The 17,832-nt window shown below is 55.8% G+C and carries 15 protein-coding genes; 7 read left to right on the top strand and 8 right to left on the bottom strand.

The genetic code is table 11. From position 1 onward, the window contains the following. Window position 1: 1 nt before the first annotated feature. Both J2X72_RS19965 and speB read right to left on the bottom strand, forming a co-directional pair. Complete coding sequence (locus J2X72_RS19965) at window positions 2-799, bottom strand: transporter substrate-binding domain-containing protein (RefSeq protein WP_210003501.1); 798 nt, start codon at window positions 797-799, stop codon at window positions 2-4. 81 nt (window positions 800-880) lie between these two features. Further along, window positions 881-1,942, bottom strand: a complete 1,062-nt coding sequence (gene speB, locus J2X72_RS19960; protein ID WP_310074824.1) for an agmatinase — start codon at window positions 1,940-1,942, stop codon at window positions 881-883. A 211-nt stretch (window positions 1,943-2,153) separates the two neighbouring features. On the opposite strand from speB, the gene J2X72_RS19955 reads away from it, so the two are divergent. Beyond that, window positions 2,154-3,203, top strand: a complete 1,050-nt coding sequence (locus J2X72_RS19955; protein WP_310074822.1) for a LysR substrate-binding domain-containing protein — start codon at window positions 2,154-2,156, stop codon at window positions 3,201-3,203. A gap of 10 nt (window positions 3,204-3,213) precedes the next feature. Next, the gene (locus tag J2X72_RS19950) at window positions 3,214-4,389 is read left to right on the top strand and encodes an aminotransferase (RefSeq protein ID WP_310074820.1); all 1,176 of its coding nucleotides are present in this window, start codon (window positions 3,214-3,216) and stop codon (window positions 4,387-4,389) included. Between the two features lie 3 nt (window positions 4,390-4,392). Here J2X72_RS19950 and ggt read toward each other — a convergent pair whose 3' ends face one another. Both ggt and J2X72_RS19940 read right to left on the bottom strand, forming a co-directional pair. Further along, entirely contained in the window at window positions 4,393-6,123 is a 1,731-nt protein-coding gene (gene ggt, locus J2X72_RS19945) for a gamma-glutamyltransferase (RefSeq protein WP_310074817.1), read from the bottom strand. 101 nt (window positions 6,124-6,224) lie between these two features. Next, the gene (locus tag J2X72_RS19940) at window positions 6,225-6,947 is read right to left on the bottom strand and encodes a glutathione S-transferase (RefSeq protein WP_310074816.1); all 723 of its coding nucleotides are present in this window, start codon (window positions 6,945-6,947) and stop codon (window positions 6,225-6,227) included. Window positions 6,948-7,183: 236 nt separating this feature from the next. Here J2X72_RS19940 and J2X72_RS19935 point away from each other — a divergent pair, with 236 nt between their 5' ends. From J2X72_RS19935 to J2X72_RS19915, 5 genes are all read left to right on the top strand, one after another. Beyond that, window positions 7,184-8,521, top strand: a complete 1,338-nt coding sequence (locus tag J2X72_RS19935) for an extracellular solute-binding protein (RefSeq protein WP_310074815.1) — start codon at window positions 7,184-7,186, stop codon at window positions 8,519-8,521. An 81-nt stretch (window positions 8,522-8,602) separates the two neighbouring features. Then, complete coding sequence (locus J2X72_RS19930) at window positions 8,603-9,499, top strand: sugar ABC transporter permease (RefSeq protein WP_310074814.1); 897 nt, start codon at window positions 8,603-8,605, stop codon at window positions 9,497-9,499. Window positions 9,500-9,508: 9 nt separating this feature from the next. After that, complete coding sequence (locus tag J2X72_RS19925) at window positions 9,509-10,396, top strand: ABC transporter permease subunit (RefSeq protein ID WP_310074813.1); 888 nt, start codon at window positions 9,509-9,511, stop codon at window positions 10,394-10,396. A 10-nt stretch (window positions 10,397-10,406) separates the two neighbouring features. Further along, the gene (locus tag J2X72_RS19920) at window positions 10,407-11,528 is read left to right on the top strand and encodes a sn-glycerol-3-phosphate import ATP-binding protein UgpC (protein ID WP_310074812.1); all 1,122 of its coding nucleotides are present in this window, start codon (window positions 10,407-10,409) and stop codon (window positions 11,526-11,528) included. Window positions 11,529-11,548: 20 nt separating this feature from the next. After that, the gene (locus J2X72_RS19915) at window positions 11,549-12,469 is read left to right on the top strand and encodes a sugar phosphate isomerase/epimerase (RefSeq protein ID WP_310074811.1); all 921 of its coding nucleotides are present in this window, start codon (window positions 11,549-11,551) and stop codon (window positions 12,467-12,469) included. 40 nt (window positions 12,470-12,509) lie between these two features. Here the strand turns inward: J2X72_RS19915 and J2X72_RS19910 are convergent, their stop codons facing one another. The 4 genes from J2X72_RS19910 to J2X72_RS19895 all read right to left on the bottom strand — a co-directional run bounded on the left by J2X72_RS19910 (window position 12,510) and on the right by J2X72_RS19895 (window position 17,822). Further along, complete coding sequence (locus J2X72_RS19910) at window positions 12,510-13,496, bottom strand: aldo/keto reductase (RefSeq protein ID WP_310074810.1); 987 nt, start codon at window positions 13,494-13,496, stop codon at window positions 12,510-12,512. Window positions 13,497-13,520: 24 nt separating this feature from the next. Then, the gene (locus J2X72_RS19905; RefSeq protein WP_310074809.1) at window positions 13,521-15,842 is read right to left on the bottom strand and encodes a Tex family protein; all 2,322 of its coding nucleotides are present in this window, start codon (window positions 15,840-15,842) and stop codon (window positions 13,521-13,523) included. Between the two features lie 79 nt (window positions 15,843-15,921). After that, entirely contained in the window at window positions 15,922-17,064 is a 1,143-nt protein-coding gene (locus J2X72_RS19900) for a Gfo/Idh/MocA family oxidoreductase (protein WP_310074807.1), read from the bottom strand. A gap of 11 nt (window positions 17,065-17,075) precedes the next feature. Continuing rightward, complete coding sequence (locus J2X72_RS19895; RefSeq protein WP_310074805.1) at window positions 17,076-17,822, bottom strand: sugar phosphate isomerase/epimerase; 747 nt, start codon at window positions 17,820-17,822, stop codon at window positions 17,076-17,078. Window positions 17,823-17,832: the final 10 nt, after the last annotated feature.

Genomic DNA, 17,832 nt, shown 5'->3' with positions numbered 1-17,832 from the left:
ATCAATCCTTGAGGTTTTCAGGATTGAGCGGTGTCTTCAACCAGGCTTCCGAGCTCTTGTTAAGGCTGCCATCGCTCAGCATCTTGGCCACCGTGTCGTTGATCGCCTGCTTGAGGCGATCCTCTTTCTTGTTAAGGGCAATGTGTGACGGCGATGTCAGCAGCTGGAATTTCTGCTCGGGAGCCAGAGCTTCCTGGCGGGCCAGAACCTGAGCACCGACGTCATTGCCAACTACCATCAATTGAGTTTGGCCGGAAATGAAAGCCTGGATCACTGAGTTATAGTTATCGAAGCGCTTCACGTCGGCAGAAGCCGGAACGACCTCGGTGAGCGAAGTGTCTTCCAAGGTGCCACGATTGACGGCAATGCTCTTGCCGGCAAGGTCATCCTTACCCTTCACTTCAAGGGCCTTCGGGCCAATGACTGCGATGTAATAGGGTGCATAGGCGGCTGCGAAATCGATGACCTGTTCGCGCTCCTTGCTGTAACCGACACTCATCAGAAGATCGACGCGATGTTCCGTGAGATAAGGAATGCGGTTCTGACCAGTAACCGAAACCGGATTGAGCTTTACTTTCAACGCATCGGCTAGTGCCTGGGCCACATCCATATCATAGCCTTTGAGCGTCATGTCGGCGCTGGCGGATGAGAAAGGCGGGAAGTCGGCAAAGACCCCGACATTGAGGACGCCCGCCTTGGTGATGTCATCGATCGCATCGGCATTGGCCACTCCTGCGCTCGCGCCGCTGATCAACAGCAGGGCGGCAAAGGATGATCGCAGAGTCTTGTAGATTGTCATTTTATTCCCCTTCATTGTTATTGTAATTGATGAAGACAATTCGGCTTACGCCTTTATCGCCTCATCACGGTTCCGGATGCCTCAGCGTTTGCCCTGAACGAACGGGCTGAATACCATCAGGCTGAGGATTTCGAACAGCACCTGAGCACCCGCGTGGGCTGTATTCGTCGTCGCATCATACTGCGGTGCGACTTCCACCACGTCACCGCCCACGAGATTGATACCCTTGAGGCCGCGGATGAGCTCGAGTACTTCGCGCGTCGTCAGGCCGCCGACTTCCGGAGTACCCGTGCCCGGCGCAAAGCTCGGGTCGAGGCTGTCCACATCGAAGGAAAGGTAGGTAGGACCGTCGCCGACAATTTTTCTCGCCTTTTCGATAATGGCGGGTATGCCCAGACCGGTTACTTCCTCCGCATGAATGACGGTCATTCCGGATTCGTAGGAGAATTCCCAGAGATATTCTGCTGATCCGCGAATGCCGATCTGGATTGTACGGCTCGGATCGAGCACGCCGTCGAGGACCGCATTGCGGAAGGGACCGCCATGATGGAATTTAGTCTGATCGAAGGCGCCTCCCGTATCGCAATGCGCATCGATATGGATCATGCCCACCGGGCGCTTCTTGCCGACAGCCTTCATGATAGGATGGGTAATCGAATGATCGCCGCCTACCGAAAGCGGTACAACGCCGGCATCGACGATCTGGTTGATACGACGTTCGATGTCATCATGGCTCTGCTCGAGCCTGTAACGGCTCGCAAAAGGCACGTCGCCAATATCCGCAACGCGCAGGTCAAACACCGGCGCGCATTCAAGTACATGATTGTACGGGCCTATACGCTCGATGGTCCGGAGCGCTCGAGGGCCGAAGCGTGAGCCAGTGCGATTGGTTACGCCGAGGTCCATCGGCACGCCAACCATGGCGACCTGGAGATTTCCGAAATCAGGATTGCTGGAATCGACCGGCATGTGAGGGGCGGCCAGAAAGGTCGGCATGCCAGAATAAGGTGCAAGGCGTGTACCGCTTTTTGAAAAGATCTTGTCTGCGACCTTGCGGAATGTCGGATCAAACAACTCGCCACCATGGCTCTCACCATATTTCGCGCGCAGTTCGTTCAGCTTTTTCTCATCCCAAGATGCCATGACACATATCCCAATACAGTAAGTGCGCGGGGATAAACGGATTCGGCGTGTGTTGCAGGTAGATATCCGTGGTTGGCAGTTCCCCGGGCATTTTGCCTCGTTGGGCGTATTATCATTGCAAAAGACACAGAAAAGCAATTGACATTGTTATAGCTTATTGTGTGAATAATTCTCACATGACTTTTTGGCAATTGACAGCTAGTGGAATTCCATGACGCAAGGTCGCCTCCCCCCGATGAACCCGCTGCGCGCTTTTGAAGCGACGGCACGACATGGCTCCGTGACTGCCGCAGCGCGAGAACTCAATGTTACACACGGCGCAATCAGCCATCAGATTAAGGCGCTGGAGGCCACTCTTGATGTCCAGCTGTTCGAACGTGGCGCCCAACGTCTCAAGCTCACGCCGCAAGGAGCTCTCCTCTTGCCGACGGTATCAAAAGCATTCGAGGATATCGCTGCCACAACTGCGCTGATCAAGCGCCCGACGACAAGCGGCGAACTCACGGTGACGTGCGTGCCGGCGCTGCTTTCACTGTGGCTGATTCCTCGGATGAACCAGTTTACCGAGCAGTATCCAGATATCAGACTGACGCTGATTGCTTCGAATGAGTCGGATCATCTGCACTCTTCGGATGTTGACGTTTGCGTGCTTTATGGTCACGGCAATTGGGCCGACTGTTGGATAAGGCTTTGGACGACACTGAAGCTGTTTCCTGTCGCAAGTCCGACGCTACTCAATATGCGGCCTCTGCGTTCCGTCCGCGATCTGCGCAATCACGTGCTCCTGCATGGCGATGATGGACGGGAGTGGAACACCTGGCTGGCGGCAGCCGACGCAACGGAGCATGCCCGTGGGGCGCAGCATTTCATGAGTGATGCGCGCCTTTCGACGGAAGCGGCAGTTTACAGCCAAGGCGTCGCGCTGGGCGATACAATTACCGCCAGCCATCTCATTGCCAAAGGTGAACTGATCGTCCCATTTGACCTGACCGTGCCGGCAAACAACGCTTTCTACGTCGCCTGCCGCAATGAGGTGCGGAACGCACCCATCGTCAAGGTTTTTATCGACTGGCTGTTTGCCTCGCTGGAGGCAGATACGATCACCGAACCGCAAACGTCAGCGCGCCGTATCATCCGCCCGCGCAATGGAAAGGTCAGTGCGCAAGAACGTCTGGCCACCCCTCCATCCATCCCGACGACACGCCCTAAACGGCTGGATCGCGCCGCCCTGAAACGCCGCGCAAAATTCGATATTCGATAGGACAATTCCGATGACTGTTGCTTTGCTCAACCCGCTTGTCACCCGCTTGTCGCCTCCGCCCATACCGGCTGTCCAGGCATGGGGCAAATCCTATGATGGCAGTCTTGGCCCGTTGATCGACCTGTCTCAGGCCGTCCCCGGCTATCCACCGCATCCGGATATGCTGCGCTGGCTGGGCGAAGCCGCCTCATCGCTGGCCTACACCAATTATGGTGCGATCGAGGGTGAAACAGCTTTGCGCGAGGCCTACGCCGCACATGTGTCCGAGCTCTACGGCGCAGAGATTGCCGCTGGCAACATCCACATCACATCTGGCTGCAATCAGGCGTTTATATGCGCAGTGATGGCCGTTGCCGCTGCGGGTGATACGGTGCTGATGAGTGATCCGTTCTATTTCAATCATGAGACGACGTTGTCGATGTTGGGGATCAAAACCGGCTTCGTAGAGTGCGAATCTGCCAATGGTTTCGTTCCCGCGGTGGAGGCCATTGAACGTATGCTGACACCTGGCGTTCGGGCCATTGCCCTCGTGACACCTAACAATCCGACGGGTGCGGTTTATCCGCCAGCACAGTTGAAAGCTATTTTCGACGTCTGCCGGAAGAATGGACTTTGGCTGATTCTGGACGAAACTTACCGCGATTTCCTACCCAACGACTTCGGTGCTCCGCACGGTCTCTTGAATGAGAAGGGGTGGCAGGACAATTTGATTCAGCTCTACAGCTTTTCGAAGTCCTTCTGCATTCCGGGGCATCGGCTGGGCGCGCTGACCGCAAGCGAAAACGTCGTCGAAGAGATCGCGAAGATCATGGACAATTTGCAAATCTGCGCGCCACGTGCCGCGCAGGGCGCCGTGGCACGGGCCTTGCCGGCCCTCGCCGAATGGCGGGCCGGCAACCGGTTGGAAATCGAAGCGCGCGCCACGGCACTGGCCGAAGTGATGACAGGTCTGGACGGCTGGAAGCTCGAAGCAATGGGCGCTTATTTTGCCTTTATCCGCCATCCTTTCGAAAACCGGTCATCCACCGAGGTCGCAGAGCATCTCGCCAAGAGGGCCGGAATTCTCAGCATTCCCGGGGAGTATTTCGGCGCGAAGCAGTCTCAATTCCTGCGCTTTGCATTCGCCAATGCCGATGCCGAGATCATTCGGCAACTGCGCGGGCGAATGCTGGATTTCCAGGTTTGACGATCAATAACCCAGCGCTTGTCCCGATCCGGAGCGACTGTCGATAGCGCCGTTGTAGCGAGCGCCTTTGCCTTCTTCGATGTCGGTGAGGCTCTCGCCGCCAACGAGAATACCGGCAGCCTGCCCCCAGATCGTCCAGTCCTTGTCGATCTCGACGTCATGGCCCATCTCCGACAGAATTTTGCGGGTATCTGCGGAAAGCGCGTAGGGTTCCATGTAAACCTTGTCCGGTAGCCACTGGTGATGGATACGCGGCGCGTCGATGGCTTCCTGGATATTCATGCCGTGATCTATGACATTGATGATGGCTTCGAGCGTGATCGTGATGATACGCGCTCCCCCCGGGCTACCAATGACCATGAACGGCTTGCCATCCTTGGAAATGATCGTCGGGCTCATAGAGGAAAGCGGCGTCTTCTTCGGCTGGATGGCATTGGCCTCTCCCTGCACAAGCCCATAGAGATTGGGGGCACCAGGCTTGGCCGTGAAATCGTCCATCTCATTGTTAAGCAGTACGCCTGTTCCGGAAGCAACGACACCTGCGCCGAAGGAGCCATTGAGCGTGTAAGTCACAGCCACCGCGTTTCCCTCGTCGTCGACGATGGAATAGTGCGTTGTCTCTTTGCTTTCGCCAAAGCCCTTTGGCATGAGTTCTTGTGAAACGCCGGCCTTGAATGGACTGATCTTCTCGCGGATTTCCTTGGCGTATTGCTTGTCGAGCAACTTCCTTACCGGATTGTCGACGAAATCCGGATCACCAAGCGATGTGTTACGATCGACATAGGCATGACGCATCGCTTCGACCATGGCGTGCACGGATTCGGCCGAACCGTATCCCAGATAGCCCAGTGGATAACCTTCAAGAATATTGAGTATCTCGCAGATGATCACGCCACCCGAGCTAGGTGGCGGCGACGAAACGATGTCATAACCGCGATAGTTGCATTTGACAGGCTCAAGTTCGCGCACGGAGTATTGCTCGAAATCGGCCTTTGCCAGAATGCCGCCTGTCGCCGCGCTGGCTTTCACGATGGCATCTGCAGTTGCGCCTTTGTAGAAGGCATCGGGGCCTTTCTCCGAGATGCTGGATAAAGTTGCGGCCAAATCGGACTGGACCAGTGTTTCTCCGATTGCGTAGGTTTTGCCGTCCGGCTTCAAGAAGATCTCAGCGGAGGCTTTATCCTTGGCAAGTTTCTTGGCGCCGCCCTGGAGCGAGGTAATGTCGCCCTGATCAAGTACAAAGCCGTCTCGCGCGAAGCGGATCGCGGGGCCCATAAGTTCTTCCCGCGACTTGCTGCCATATTTGGCTCGGGCAGTTTCAAAACCGAGGACGGAACCAGGCACTCCGACGGCTAGATAACCATCTGTGCTCAAACCCTTGACCATATTGCCCTTGTCGTCAAGGTACATTGTCTTCGTCGAGGCCATCGGAGCGCGTTCGCGGAAATCAAGGAAAGTGGTCTTGCCGTCTTTGAGACGGATGGTCATGAAACCGCCGCCGCCAATATTGCCCGCCGTGGGATAAACGACAGCCAGCGCATAGCCGACAGCAACGGCAGCATCCACCGCATTGCCGCCGGATTTCAGTACATCCACGCCAACCTGGGATGCGAGATGCTGCGCGGTAACCACCATGCCATGCTCGGCCTTCACTGGTTCCGGCGACGCAGAAAATCCTGTCGTAGCCGACAGGAGGCTGATGCTGAATGTTGAAGCAAATACAGCGGCTCTCATAGATACGCACTCCATGATTCTCTCTCCTCGTGGACTAACAGGACCCTACAGTGGAACTCTTCCTGTGTGCATGTCCAGCGAAACGAAGCGGAACGGATGGCTCAAGCATCCTGATCAAGCTTGGGATAGTGGCGGAAAATTCCAGATTCATTGAAGTCGAGGCGGCGATCCGAGGCGAGATATTTCTGGATGTTCGGTCGTTTTTCAACGGTATCGTGTACGGCAACAATTTTCGGATACTGCTTACTGAAATTTTTGGTGCCTCGCGGGAAGGCATAGCGTAGACCTTCGATGACCTGGAACAAGGAAAGATCGACGTAGCTGAGTGTTGCACCAACCGCGTGTGTACTGCCTTCCGGGTTTTGTTCGAGAACGCGTTCGAAATAGGACATGAATTTCGGGATGCGATTTTCGATGAAGTCGGCCGAGCGCTGTTTCGCGGCCTCTTTTTGATCTTCGTAATATTTGGTTGTGGCGATTGGATGGTGTGTGTCGTGCACCTCAGCCACGAAGTCAGTGATCGTCAACTGCAAGCCGTTGGCGTTGAAGCGCAATGCTTTGTCCTCTGGTGCAAGGTCCAGCTTGGGTCCGAGGTAAAACAGGATATTGGCGACATGTGACACGATCAGATCACCATCCTTCAAGAACGGCGGCGCAAAGGGAATGTATGGTGCGGATTTGCTTTTGAGCAGCTTCATCATTGCTGCGGTTCCATCAGATCGGCGCGCAACGTCGATGTAATGAGCCCCAGCTTCTTCCAGGGCTAGTCGCACGAATTCGCCGCGCCCCTGCAATCCGTCCCAGTAGTAGAGTTCATAGGGCATGAAATCCTCCTTCAAGCGTGTCGGGACTATCGAAACATGGGAATGTGGCGGAGACCAGCGCTAAAGCACGCGGATTTTGAAGAACGTGACGCAGCTGTGCATTGTCACAATAGTTTCGCATCAGTTCGATCAAACTTTTACATTGCAACCCTAGACATAGTCCCGGTTGCGACAGCTTTGCATCGTTCAATTTGCTGTCTGAGCACTCATTTACAATTTCGGAACGGGGACTTCAGATGAAACATTTTGGTGTCAAATTCGCGGCAATGGCCTTGGCAGTTGGCCTTGGCGCCACGCCGGCGCTTGCTGAAAAAGTCAAATTCGAGTTCTGGCATGGCCTGAGCGGCGACCTTGGCGAGCGCGTGAAGGAAACCTGCGACAAATTCAATGCTTCGCAGTCAGATTATGAGATCGTCTGCACTAGTCAGAATGGGTATCCGGAGACCATCCAGAACGCTATCGCTGCCTATCGTGCCAAGAAAAACCCGGCCATCGTGCAGGTTTTCGACGTCGGTACGCTCGATCTGATGCTTTCCGGCGCATATATTCCGGCGAAGAAGCTGATGGAAGACAACGGCTACAAGATTGATTGGGGCAACTATTTCGGCGGCATCGCGCGTTACTATGCCGACTCCAAGGGAGTGCTGAATTCGTTCCCGTTCAATTCCTCGACGGCAATGTTCTATTACAACATCGACGCCTTTACCAAGGCGGGCATCGATGGTGCACCGCAGACATGGGAAGACGTGGAAGCTGATGCGCGCAAGCTGAAATCGGCAGGTTTTGATTGTCCTTTCGGATTCAGTTTCGACAGCTGGGCGACGGTAGAGCAGTTTTCGGCAATTCACAATCAGCCGATTGCTACCAAGAACAATGGCTATGACGGTCTCGACACTGAGCTTGTTTTCAACAAGACCAAAGTTGTGGACCAGCTGACATTCTTCAAGAAAATGACGGATGAAGGCCTGTTTCAGGTCAAGACTGCCCAGCTCGGCATGGATGTTGTGCCGGCCTTCGCATCGCAAACCTGCCAGATGATTCAGTCTTCGATCGCCGATCACGGCACAATCGGCAAAACCATCAAGCCAGGCACCAAGTGGGCCGTGACGATGCTTCCGGTCTGGAAAGGCACCGAGCGCAAGAACTCTCTCGTGGGCGGCGCGTCTCTCTGGGTTCTGAAGAACCGTCCTGAAGCTGAATATAAAGGCGCAGCAGCTTTCCTCAACTTCATCGCCCAGCCGGACATGGTGGAATGGTGGTCGACAGTCACAGGATATATCCCCGTCACCAAGACCGGTTTCGACGCGATGAAGGCCAACGGCTTTTATGAGAAGCCGCAGTTTGCAGGCCGCGAGAAAGCTATTGAGAGCCTGACCTATACGCCGGCTGGCGATCTTACCCGTGGCATCCGCGTCGGTGGCTTCCCGCAGATACGTAAGGAAATCTCGAATGCGATGGAAGGCATCTTCTTCGGCAAGATGACAGTCCAGGCCGGTCTCGACCAGGCGGTCGAGCGTGGCAACGCCATTATCCGCCGCTTCGAAAAGACCTATGCCGGCCAGACGCTGAACTAGTCCACTTACTCATGGCCTGGAGCGTTCCGCGTCCGGGCCATTCGCTTTGCAAACTGACAAGATACGGAACCGGTCGAGCCTATGAACAAACGTGCTGTTTTCAAAAGCCGGTGGTTGCCCATCTTGTTCGCGTTGCCGCAGCTGTTATTGATCTTCTTTTTCTTCTATTGGCCGGCAACGTCGGTTCTCACCTGGGCGTTTTCCCTGGAACCGGCGTTCGGCGGGGCAGGCGATCGCCTCTTTGTCGGCTGGGACAATTTCCGTGAAGTCTTCGCCGACCGCGAATATTGGCAATCGGTTACGCTCAGTCTTGTCTTTGCCTTTACCGCAACCGCACTTTCGATGTTCATTGCTTTCGTGCTCGCGATCTGTGTCGATCGCCAGCTGAAAGGCTCGGGCCTATTCAGGTTTTTCTATATTTGGCCCTATGCCATTGCTGCCCCTGCCGTCGGACTTGCATTTCGTTTCATCTTCGCTCCGGAAAGCGGCTTGATCGCCATCGTCAACACATGGTCGCCGGACTTGTGGAACCCGGCCAAGTTTGGCAGCCATGCAATGATCCTGGTTATCATCTGTTTTGCGTGGAAATGGATCGGCTATAATTTCATCTTCATGACCGCGGGTCTTCAATCTATCCCGCGCAGTTTGATTGAAGCATCGTCGATGGACGGCTCGGGTCCGCTGCGTAGAGCCATCGATGTGCAGATTCCGCTGCTTGCGCCAACACTTTTCTTCTTGCTGGTGCTCAATCTTACCGAAAGCTTCGTCGGTCCCGACACGTATGGTATTGTCGATCTGACGACTGAAGGCGGCCCGAACGGGGCGACGAATGTCATGGTGTATCGCATCGTCAGCGAAGCATTCCAGGGCCTCAACTATTCTGGCGCCGCCTCTCAAAGCCTGATCCTCATTGGCCTGATCATGGTCTTCACTTTCATTCAGTTCCGCTTCGTTGAGCGGCGCGTGCATTACAAATAGGTCCGCCCCATGATTGAACGCACGCCTATTCTCAATATGCTGACCTATTTCATCATGATCGTTGGATTGCTCCTGATCCTTGGTCCGTTCTGGATGATTTTTACGGCATCGACCCAATCGTTGGCGCAGGTCAACGCGGTTCCATTCAACCTTCTGCCTGGCGCTGATTTCCTGCACAATCTTCAAGCGGCATGGCATAGGGCGAACCTTGGTCCAGCCATGCTCAACAGCCTGATCATGGCGCTGTTGGTCATGGCGGGTAAAATAGTCCTGGCCTCAATCAGCGCCTTCGCCATCGTATATTTCAGAAGTCCGTTGCGGCATGTCTTCTTCTGGCTGGTTTTCATGACCTTGATGCTTCCGCTCGAGGTGCGCGTCGTTCCGACATACAATATCGCCGCCGACGTTTTTGAGCCGGTACGCTGGCTGATCCAGGCGCTTACCGGCATCGAGTTCTCGCTGCAATGGAACTTGCTGAACTCCTATTCAGGATTGGTCCTTCCGGTGATTGCAACGGCCACGGGTACGTTCCTCTACAGGCAGTTCTATATGACGCTCCCGGACGAGCTTACTGAAGCCGCCAAAATGGATGGTGCCCGGCCGCTTCGCTTCTTCATCGATATCCTGCTGCCGTTGTCACGTACCAACATGCTGGCGCTGGCGACGATTATGTTCGTCTACGCCTGGAATCAGTATTTGTGGCCGAAGCTGATGACAACTGAGGCCGATTACCAGACAGCGATGGTAGCGATGACCACGCTCGTTCCCAATATCAACAGCCTGCCAGAATGGAATGTTTCCATGGCCGGTGCACTCATTATCATGCTGCCGCCTCTGATCATTGTCGCTGTTTTGCAGCGCTGGTTCGTTCGTGGTCTGGTCTCGACAGAGAAATAAAGGAAAGCTCATGGCCGAAATCAACATCCGCAACGTTCGCAAGTCTTACGGCCGGACGCAAATCCTCCATGGGGTCGATCTTGACTTCAAGTCTGGCGAATTCGTAGTGATCCTTGGCCCCTCCGGCTGTGGCAAGTCCACGCTGCTGCGCATGATTGCCGGGCTCGAGGAGATTTCTTCAGGCGAGATTTCGATTGACGGCACAGTCGTCAATAATCTCGAGCCGCGTGATCGTGGCTGTTCGATGGTATTTCAGAACTACGCGCTTTATCCACATATGAACGTGGCTGCCAATATAGGGTATGCATTGAAGGTTGCAGGTGTTCCGCGTGCCGAGCGAGACCGGCGTATCACTGAGACCGCGCGCATAGTCGGGCTTGAGGACATGCTGGATCGTAAGCCGGCACAGCTTTCTGGTGGCCAGCGTCAACGCGTAGCCATGGGGCGAGCGATCATCCGCGAGCCGAAGGTCTTTTTGTTCGATGAGCCCCTTTCCAATCTCGATGCCAAGCTGCGGGTGCAGATGCGAGTAGAAATCCGCCGCTTGCACAAGCGACTTTCTGCGACGTCGGTATTTGTGACCCACGATCAGGTCGAGGCGATGACACTTGCCGACAAGCTGATCGTCATGAACAAGGGCCATGTCGAGCAGGTCGGCACGCCCTTGGAGATCTACCACCGGCCACGAACGCGCTTTGTCGGGACATTCATCGGTTCGCCGGCCATGAACTTCTTTGACAGCGCTATCGCGCCAGGCGGCAATTTTGTTTTGCTTGACGGAATCCAGATCGCGATCGACGCGGTACTTGGCCGCGACAATGCAGAGACCCCCGTATCGGTCGGGATACGTCCGGAACACTGCCGTCTGGTAAAAGCAGGCACGGCAAACAGCGTGCCTGCAACCGTCGATTTTGTGGAAGAGCTTGGCTCTGGACGCAATGTGCACGTGGACATTGATGGGGCGATCTTTGCCGTCAGTGAAGATGAGGGTCAACTCTTCGAGACTGGTGCGACGGTCGGTCTGCAATTGCCGTCCGAACACATTCACTTGTTCTCCAGGGACACGGGATTGCGTCTCGACGACGCGCCTCTATTGAAACACAATACCAGTCAATCGACCGTGGCAGCCTAGCTGAACTGAAAGGAATAAGAATGAATACGGAGTCCATCATTTCGGCCGTCGGCTTCTGCACCTATACGGGCGACGGCAATTTCAGCGTGCTTGAAGATTCTTTGCGGACGATCAGCGACCTTGGTGCGAGCGCAGCTGAATTGTCACTCTATGGCGAAGAGCTCATATCCGGTGGCCGCATCATCACAAGCCGGTTGCAACGCCTGCTGGAAATCACCCGTCAATTCGACCTTCGTTATAGTGTACATGGCCAGATCATTTCCAACTTCATGGACAAGGAACATCTGGCCCTGCAGAAGGCTGTGGTGCGCGCCATGCTTGAATTGTGTAATCGTGTGGAGGCAGGCATTCTCGTCCACCATTGCGGACAGGCCAAGATGCCGGCACTGACGCGTATTGGCGATCTCGACCAGATGGAACGTGATGCGTTGGCAGAACTCGGCGAAGTCGCGAAGGGTTATGGCGTGCGGATCGCATTGGAAAATATCTTCGCACTCAACGACGCGGAGTATCGGCAGACGCCCGCAAAGGTCGGTGAAACCGTCAGCGCAGTCAACAGTCCGAATGTCTGTGGATTGATCGACTTCAGCCATGCCTATATCGAATGCACGCGACTAGGCCTCGATTGGCGCGAACAGATCAAGGCAATGGCTCCGGTCACCGGACACCTGCATGTTCATGACAGCTTTGGCCGGCCATACAGCATGGCGAAGTTCTACCATCCGGCGGAGGCGACTGCACTTGGCATCGGCGACCTGCATTTGCCGATTGGCTGGGGCGACATTCCCTGGGAAGAGATATTCTCGGAACTTACATTCCTGCCGGATACGACGTTGATCATGGAAATTACGGAAAACCGTTTCGCCACCGAGCAGGCGGACAGTCTTGCGCGCGCGCTAAAGCTTGTGGATCTGGTCAATAGCCGTCGAATAGCAGCATAAATTCGTCCCGTTGTGGCGGTGCAACCGCCACAACGGGCCCTCATCGAATTGTAAACGGTTCGACTGCGGCGTAGACCGAGTCCGGCACATCTACCTTCAGCAATTCCATGTTCCGGGTAAGGCTCGAGGGCTTGGCTGTGCCGATCAGAACGTTAGCGACGACGGGCTCGCGCAACGGGAATTGCATCGCCGCGGCGGCAAGTGGGATCGAATTGGCTTCTGCGATCTTCTGCATGGAACGAACGCGACCGAGAATATCATCTGAGGCAGGACCATAGTCGAAATTTGCACCCGGAACCGGCCCCGTTGCCAGAATGCCGGAATTAAAGACCCCGCCGATTACTAGTGAAATCTTTCGTTCACGACAGACTTCGAGCAATCCGCGCTCGGCCGCGCGATCCAAAAGTGAATAACGGCCTGCAAGCAGGATGCAGTCAATCGGGCTCCGGGCAATCACGTCGAGGCAGACTTCCACCTCATTGACACCGAGACCATAAGCGGAGATTGCTCCGGACGTCTTTAGTTCGTCCAATGCGCGCATGCCGCTGTCCAGCAGCTGACGTTGATAGACGGTATTTTTCTCCACGCCATGCGTATAGACGCCAATATCGTGAACATAGAGTATGTCGATCTTGTTCAGTCCAAGCCGTGCATAACTGAACTCGAAAGCACGCATGATCCCGTCATAACTGTAGTCGTAGTCAACCGTGAAGGGCAGCGGATTGACATAAGAGTAGTCCGGAACCTGATTTTCCGGTACGGGCCGCAACAAGCGGCCGACCTTAGTAGAAAGCACATAGGTCTCCCGCGGCTTACTGCGCAGAAAATCGCCCGTCCGCCGTTCGGATAGACCGAAGCCGTAGAAGGGCGCGGTGTCAAAATAACGCATTCCCGCATCCCACGCCGTCTGCAACGTCTCCATCGCGGCTTCCTGAGTACATTCCCGGTACAATCCGCCGATCGCCGCGCCACCAAATCCGAATTGCGTTACTGCGAGTGGCGTCTTGCCTATTGTGCGGATATCCACGGTTATTCTCCTATAGTTGTCCGGCTATTTCTTGCGCAGTGCATCTGCCAGAGCTGCGCCGAAAGCGCCCTGTGCCGAAGGTTGTGGCTTCTGGCCCCCTGACGCAGGAGCAGCGGTGCGCGGTGGCTTGTCGACGGGACGGGAACTGCGTGACGTCTCATTTGCCCCACCATCCTTTCGCATCGTTAGACCAATACGGTTGCGCTTGGGATCGACATCGACAACGCGTACTTTGACGACATCCCCAGCCTTGACTACCTCGTGTGCGTCTTTGACAAAGCGATCCGCCAATTGCGACAAGTGAACAAGACCGTCCTGGTGCACGCCGATATCGACGAACGCACCGAAAGCGGCAACGTTGGTAACCGTTCCCTCCAAGAGCATTCCGGGCTTCAGATCCTTTATGTTGTCGATGCCGTCGGCAAACGACGCCGTTTTGAATTCCGGACGGGGATCTCGGCCAGGCTTTTCGAGTTCAGCAATGATATCCCGCACTGTCGGCAGGCCAAAACGTTCATCGACGAAGACGCGAGGATCGAGCGCCTTCAATGCGCTGCTGTCGTTCATCAGTGACCTGACATCGCGACCGCAAGCGCTCACGATTTTCTTGGCAACGCCGTAGGCTTCGGGATGGACGGCAGAGGCATCGAGCGGCTCGGTACCATCTGGAATGCGCAGGAAGCCGGCGCATTGTTCAAAGGCGCGGGGCCCGAGGCGAGCGACTTTCAGGAGGTCGCGGCGGGTTTTGAATGGGCCAACCTCGTCGCGATAGGCGATAATCGCTTCAGCAAGTGACGTACCGAGGCCGGAAATGCGCGCGAGCAAAGAAGCCGAAGCGGTGTTGAGATCAACGCCGACGGCATTCACCGCATCCTCGACGACGCCTTCGAGCGACCGCGCAAGACGGTACTGGTCGACATCGTGCTGGTATTGGCCTACGCCGATGGATTTTGGCTCAATCTTGACGAGTTCCGCCAGCGGATCCTGCAAGCGACGGGCAATGGAGACGGCACCGCGAAGCGACACGTCCAGTCCGGGGAATTCCGCAGCCGCAGTGGCCGATGCGGAATAGACCGAAGCTCCGGCTTCACTGACGATCACTTTCAGCGGTTTGGGCGGTGGCATGTCTGCCAACAGATCGGCGACGAGACGTTCGGTCTCGCGACTCCCGGTGCCGTTGCCAATCGCGATAAGTTCGATCTTGTGCCTGACAATGAGCTTTGCCAGCTCGGCCTGTGTTCCGCGCACATCATTGCGCGGCGGGAAGGGGTACACGGTCGTGGTGTCGAGAAGTTTGCCAGTGCCGTCGATGACAGCAACCTTCACGCCTGTACGAATGCCTGGATCGAGACCCATCGTTGCGCGCGAGCCTGCGGGTGCGGCCAACAGCAAATCCTTCAGATTGCGGGCGAAGACGTGGATGGCTTCTTCCTCGGCGCGTTCACGCAATGCAGTCATAAGATCGACGGAGAGATTGAGTGACAGGCGAATGCGCCATGTCCAGCGTACCACCTCCATCAACCAGTTGTCAGCCGCAGTGCCGTTGGCGTGGACTGAATAGGCGTCGGCGATCATTCGCTCGACTGGTTTAATCGCGGCAGTATCTTCAGCGTCGACTTCAAGTTCGAGCGACAGCACCTCTTCGTTGCGGCCGCGCAGCATGGCAAGTGCGCGATGGCTGGGGACCGTTGCCCATCGCTCAGAATGACTGAAGTAGTCCGAAAACTTCGCTCCTACCTCCTGCTTGCCGTCTACTACCTTGGCGCGGAGAACCGCACGATCTTGCATGTACTTGCGCAAACGACCGACGAGTTCGGCATTCTCCGAAAAGGTCTCGACAAGAATATCCCGGGCCCCGTCGAGCGCAGCCTTCACATCGGGAACGTCGTCGTTCAGGAAACGCGTGGCTAGCTCGGAAGGAATGCTGCGCCGGTCTGACAAGATTGTTTCCGCCAGGGGGCCAAGCCCGCGTTCGCGGGCAATCTCGGCCTTTGTTCGCCGCTTGGGCTTGTAGGGCAGATAAATATCCTCCAGCTCCGCCTTGGTGACTGCGCCGGCTATCTTGCCTTCAAGATCATCGGTGAGCTTGCCCTGGCTGCGGATCGATTCGATGATCGTGTCACGGCGCGCATCGAGTTCGCGCAGATAGATGAGCCGTTCGTCCAGCGTGCGCAGCTGCGTATCGTCGAGCCCGCCCGTAACTTCCTTGCGATAGCGCGCTATGAAGGGGACCGTTGCGCCGCCATCAAGAAGTTCGATCGCCGCATTGGCCTGTTCGGGTCGTGCGTGTATCTCGGCGGCGATAAGACGAGCGATACGGGCGGTGTTGGCAGCACTGGCAGTCACGAGGCATTCCCATAAATCATGATCGGGCGGCGACCATAGGACCGCCCGAGCATGACCGCAATCGCTTCGAGGCCGAGAGCTACGTCTTTTTCAACAGCGATTTGGCTTCTGTGACGCCGAGTGCCTGGGGCCGTGAGCAACTTGTCTTGATGTCGATGAACTTCTTCTCCTCACCGGAGCGGAGAATGGAGACCATCACATCCACCCCGTGCAAGGCGCGCTCCAGCGAACAGCGTATGTCGTCGCGCCCCTGCAGGATTGCGGCGGTCATGTCGGCAAGACCTGCGGTGCGGTAGTTGGCCATCATGCCGGTGGGGTCCTTCTGGTTGGGCGTACCGAAAGGATGCGCCCATGGCTTGACCGCTTTTGCCTTCTTTCCTGGTTTTGCCAACTTGACCTCACCGCCGAAGAAGTTCGGATCGGGCAGGAAGATCGAGCCGTCAGTACCGTAGAGTTCCATATTGGGATGGTGATGAGCCCATACGTCCCAACTTGCAGACAGGGTAACCGATGCGCCACTTTCGAATTCGAGCAACGCTTGGATGGTTGTTGGCGTAGTCACCTTTATTGTCTCGCCCTTGCGTGGTTCGCTGGAGATGGTGCGGGTAGGCGTAGCCATAGATGTCAGTGCTGCGACGCGCTTTATTGGGCCGATGAGGTTGATCAGATTGGCAATGTAGTACGGTCCGAGATCGAGGATGGGGCCACCACCCGGACGGAAGAAAAAGTCAGGATTGGGATGCCAGTGCTCCATGCCGTGGCTCATAACGTGTGCCGTGCCCGAAGTGATGGTGCCGACCTGTCCATCATCGACCAGTTTGCGTGCCAATTGATGCGCGCCGCCGAGAAAAGTGTCGGGCGCGCAACCCGCCTTCAGGTTTTTCTTTGCGGCGAGCTTTTGCAATTCCAGCCCGTCCTTCAGCGAGAGCGTTAGCGGCTTTTCCGAATAAAGATGTTTGCCGGCGGAGAGGATTTGCTTCGAGACGTCAAAGTGGGCATCCGGTACGGTCAGGTTGACCACGAGATCGATATCGTCGCTGGAAAGCAGGCCATCAATAGTGCGCGCCTCGGTTCCGTATTCGGCAGCGCGAGCCGTGGCTGCGGTGTTGTTGATGTCGGCGATGGCGCGGATTTCGATGCCCTTGAAGAGTGACGCTAATCGCAGATACGTCGCCGAGATATTGCCGGCACCGATAATGCCGATGCCAAGTGTTCTAGCCATGACCATGTTCCTTAGAATGTCATTGCGGTAGCGATCGAGCGGCGTGCGAACCGCTCATCATCCGATGGATTGTCATGTTCCATGATAAAGTACTGTACCGGTGTGTCTTTGAGTGTTGATGTCAGCGCCTTCCAGTCGACAGTTCCATACCCGACGTCAGCCCAGCCATCCTCACTGGTATTCTGACCCGCAGCAGCGATATCCTTGACATGTACCGCACTGATGCGCGAGCCGTAGCTTTCGATCCACTGGAACGGATCGGCGCCGCCACGGATGATCCAGGCAATGTCGGCTTCCCACGAAATGCTGGGGGCTGCGTCGAAGATCAGCTTTTGCGGAATAGAGCCGTCAGGCAGCGCCTCAAACTCGAAGTCGTGATTGTGCCAGCCGAAAACATATCCCGCTTTGCTGTAGGTGGAATATGCCGCTTCGAGCCGCTCGCCGAAGGCTGACCAGCCCGCCGCATCGGTTGGACGAAGGTCCAGGGCGAGGTGCGGACAATAGATAGCCTTCATACCAAGCGTGTCAGCGATTTCGAGGACCTTTTGCTGCTCTTTTTCCAGAAGGTCGATGCTGAAATGGCCCGATGGCATTGTCAGCCCGTTGGCATCAAGTGCGGCTCTCGTTGCCTTGGGGTCGGCATAAACGCCACCATAGCCTTCGACCTGCGCATAACCATTGCGCTTCAACATTTCGAGCGTCTGGTCGAGTGGCGGAAAATTACGGGAGCTGTAGAGTTGATAGGAAAAGTCGGTCACTTCATTTCTC

Origin of the sequence: Phyllobacterium sp. 1468 (assembly GCF_031455525.1) — a bacterium.
Taxonomy (GTDB): Bacteria; Pseudomonadota; Alphaproteobacteria; order Rhizobiales; family Rhizobiaceae; genus Phyllobacterium.
This window is presented reverse-complemented; position numbering and strand designations above follow the sequence as displayed.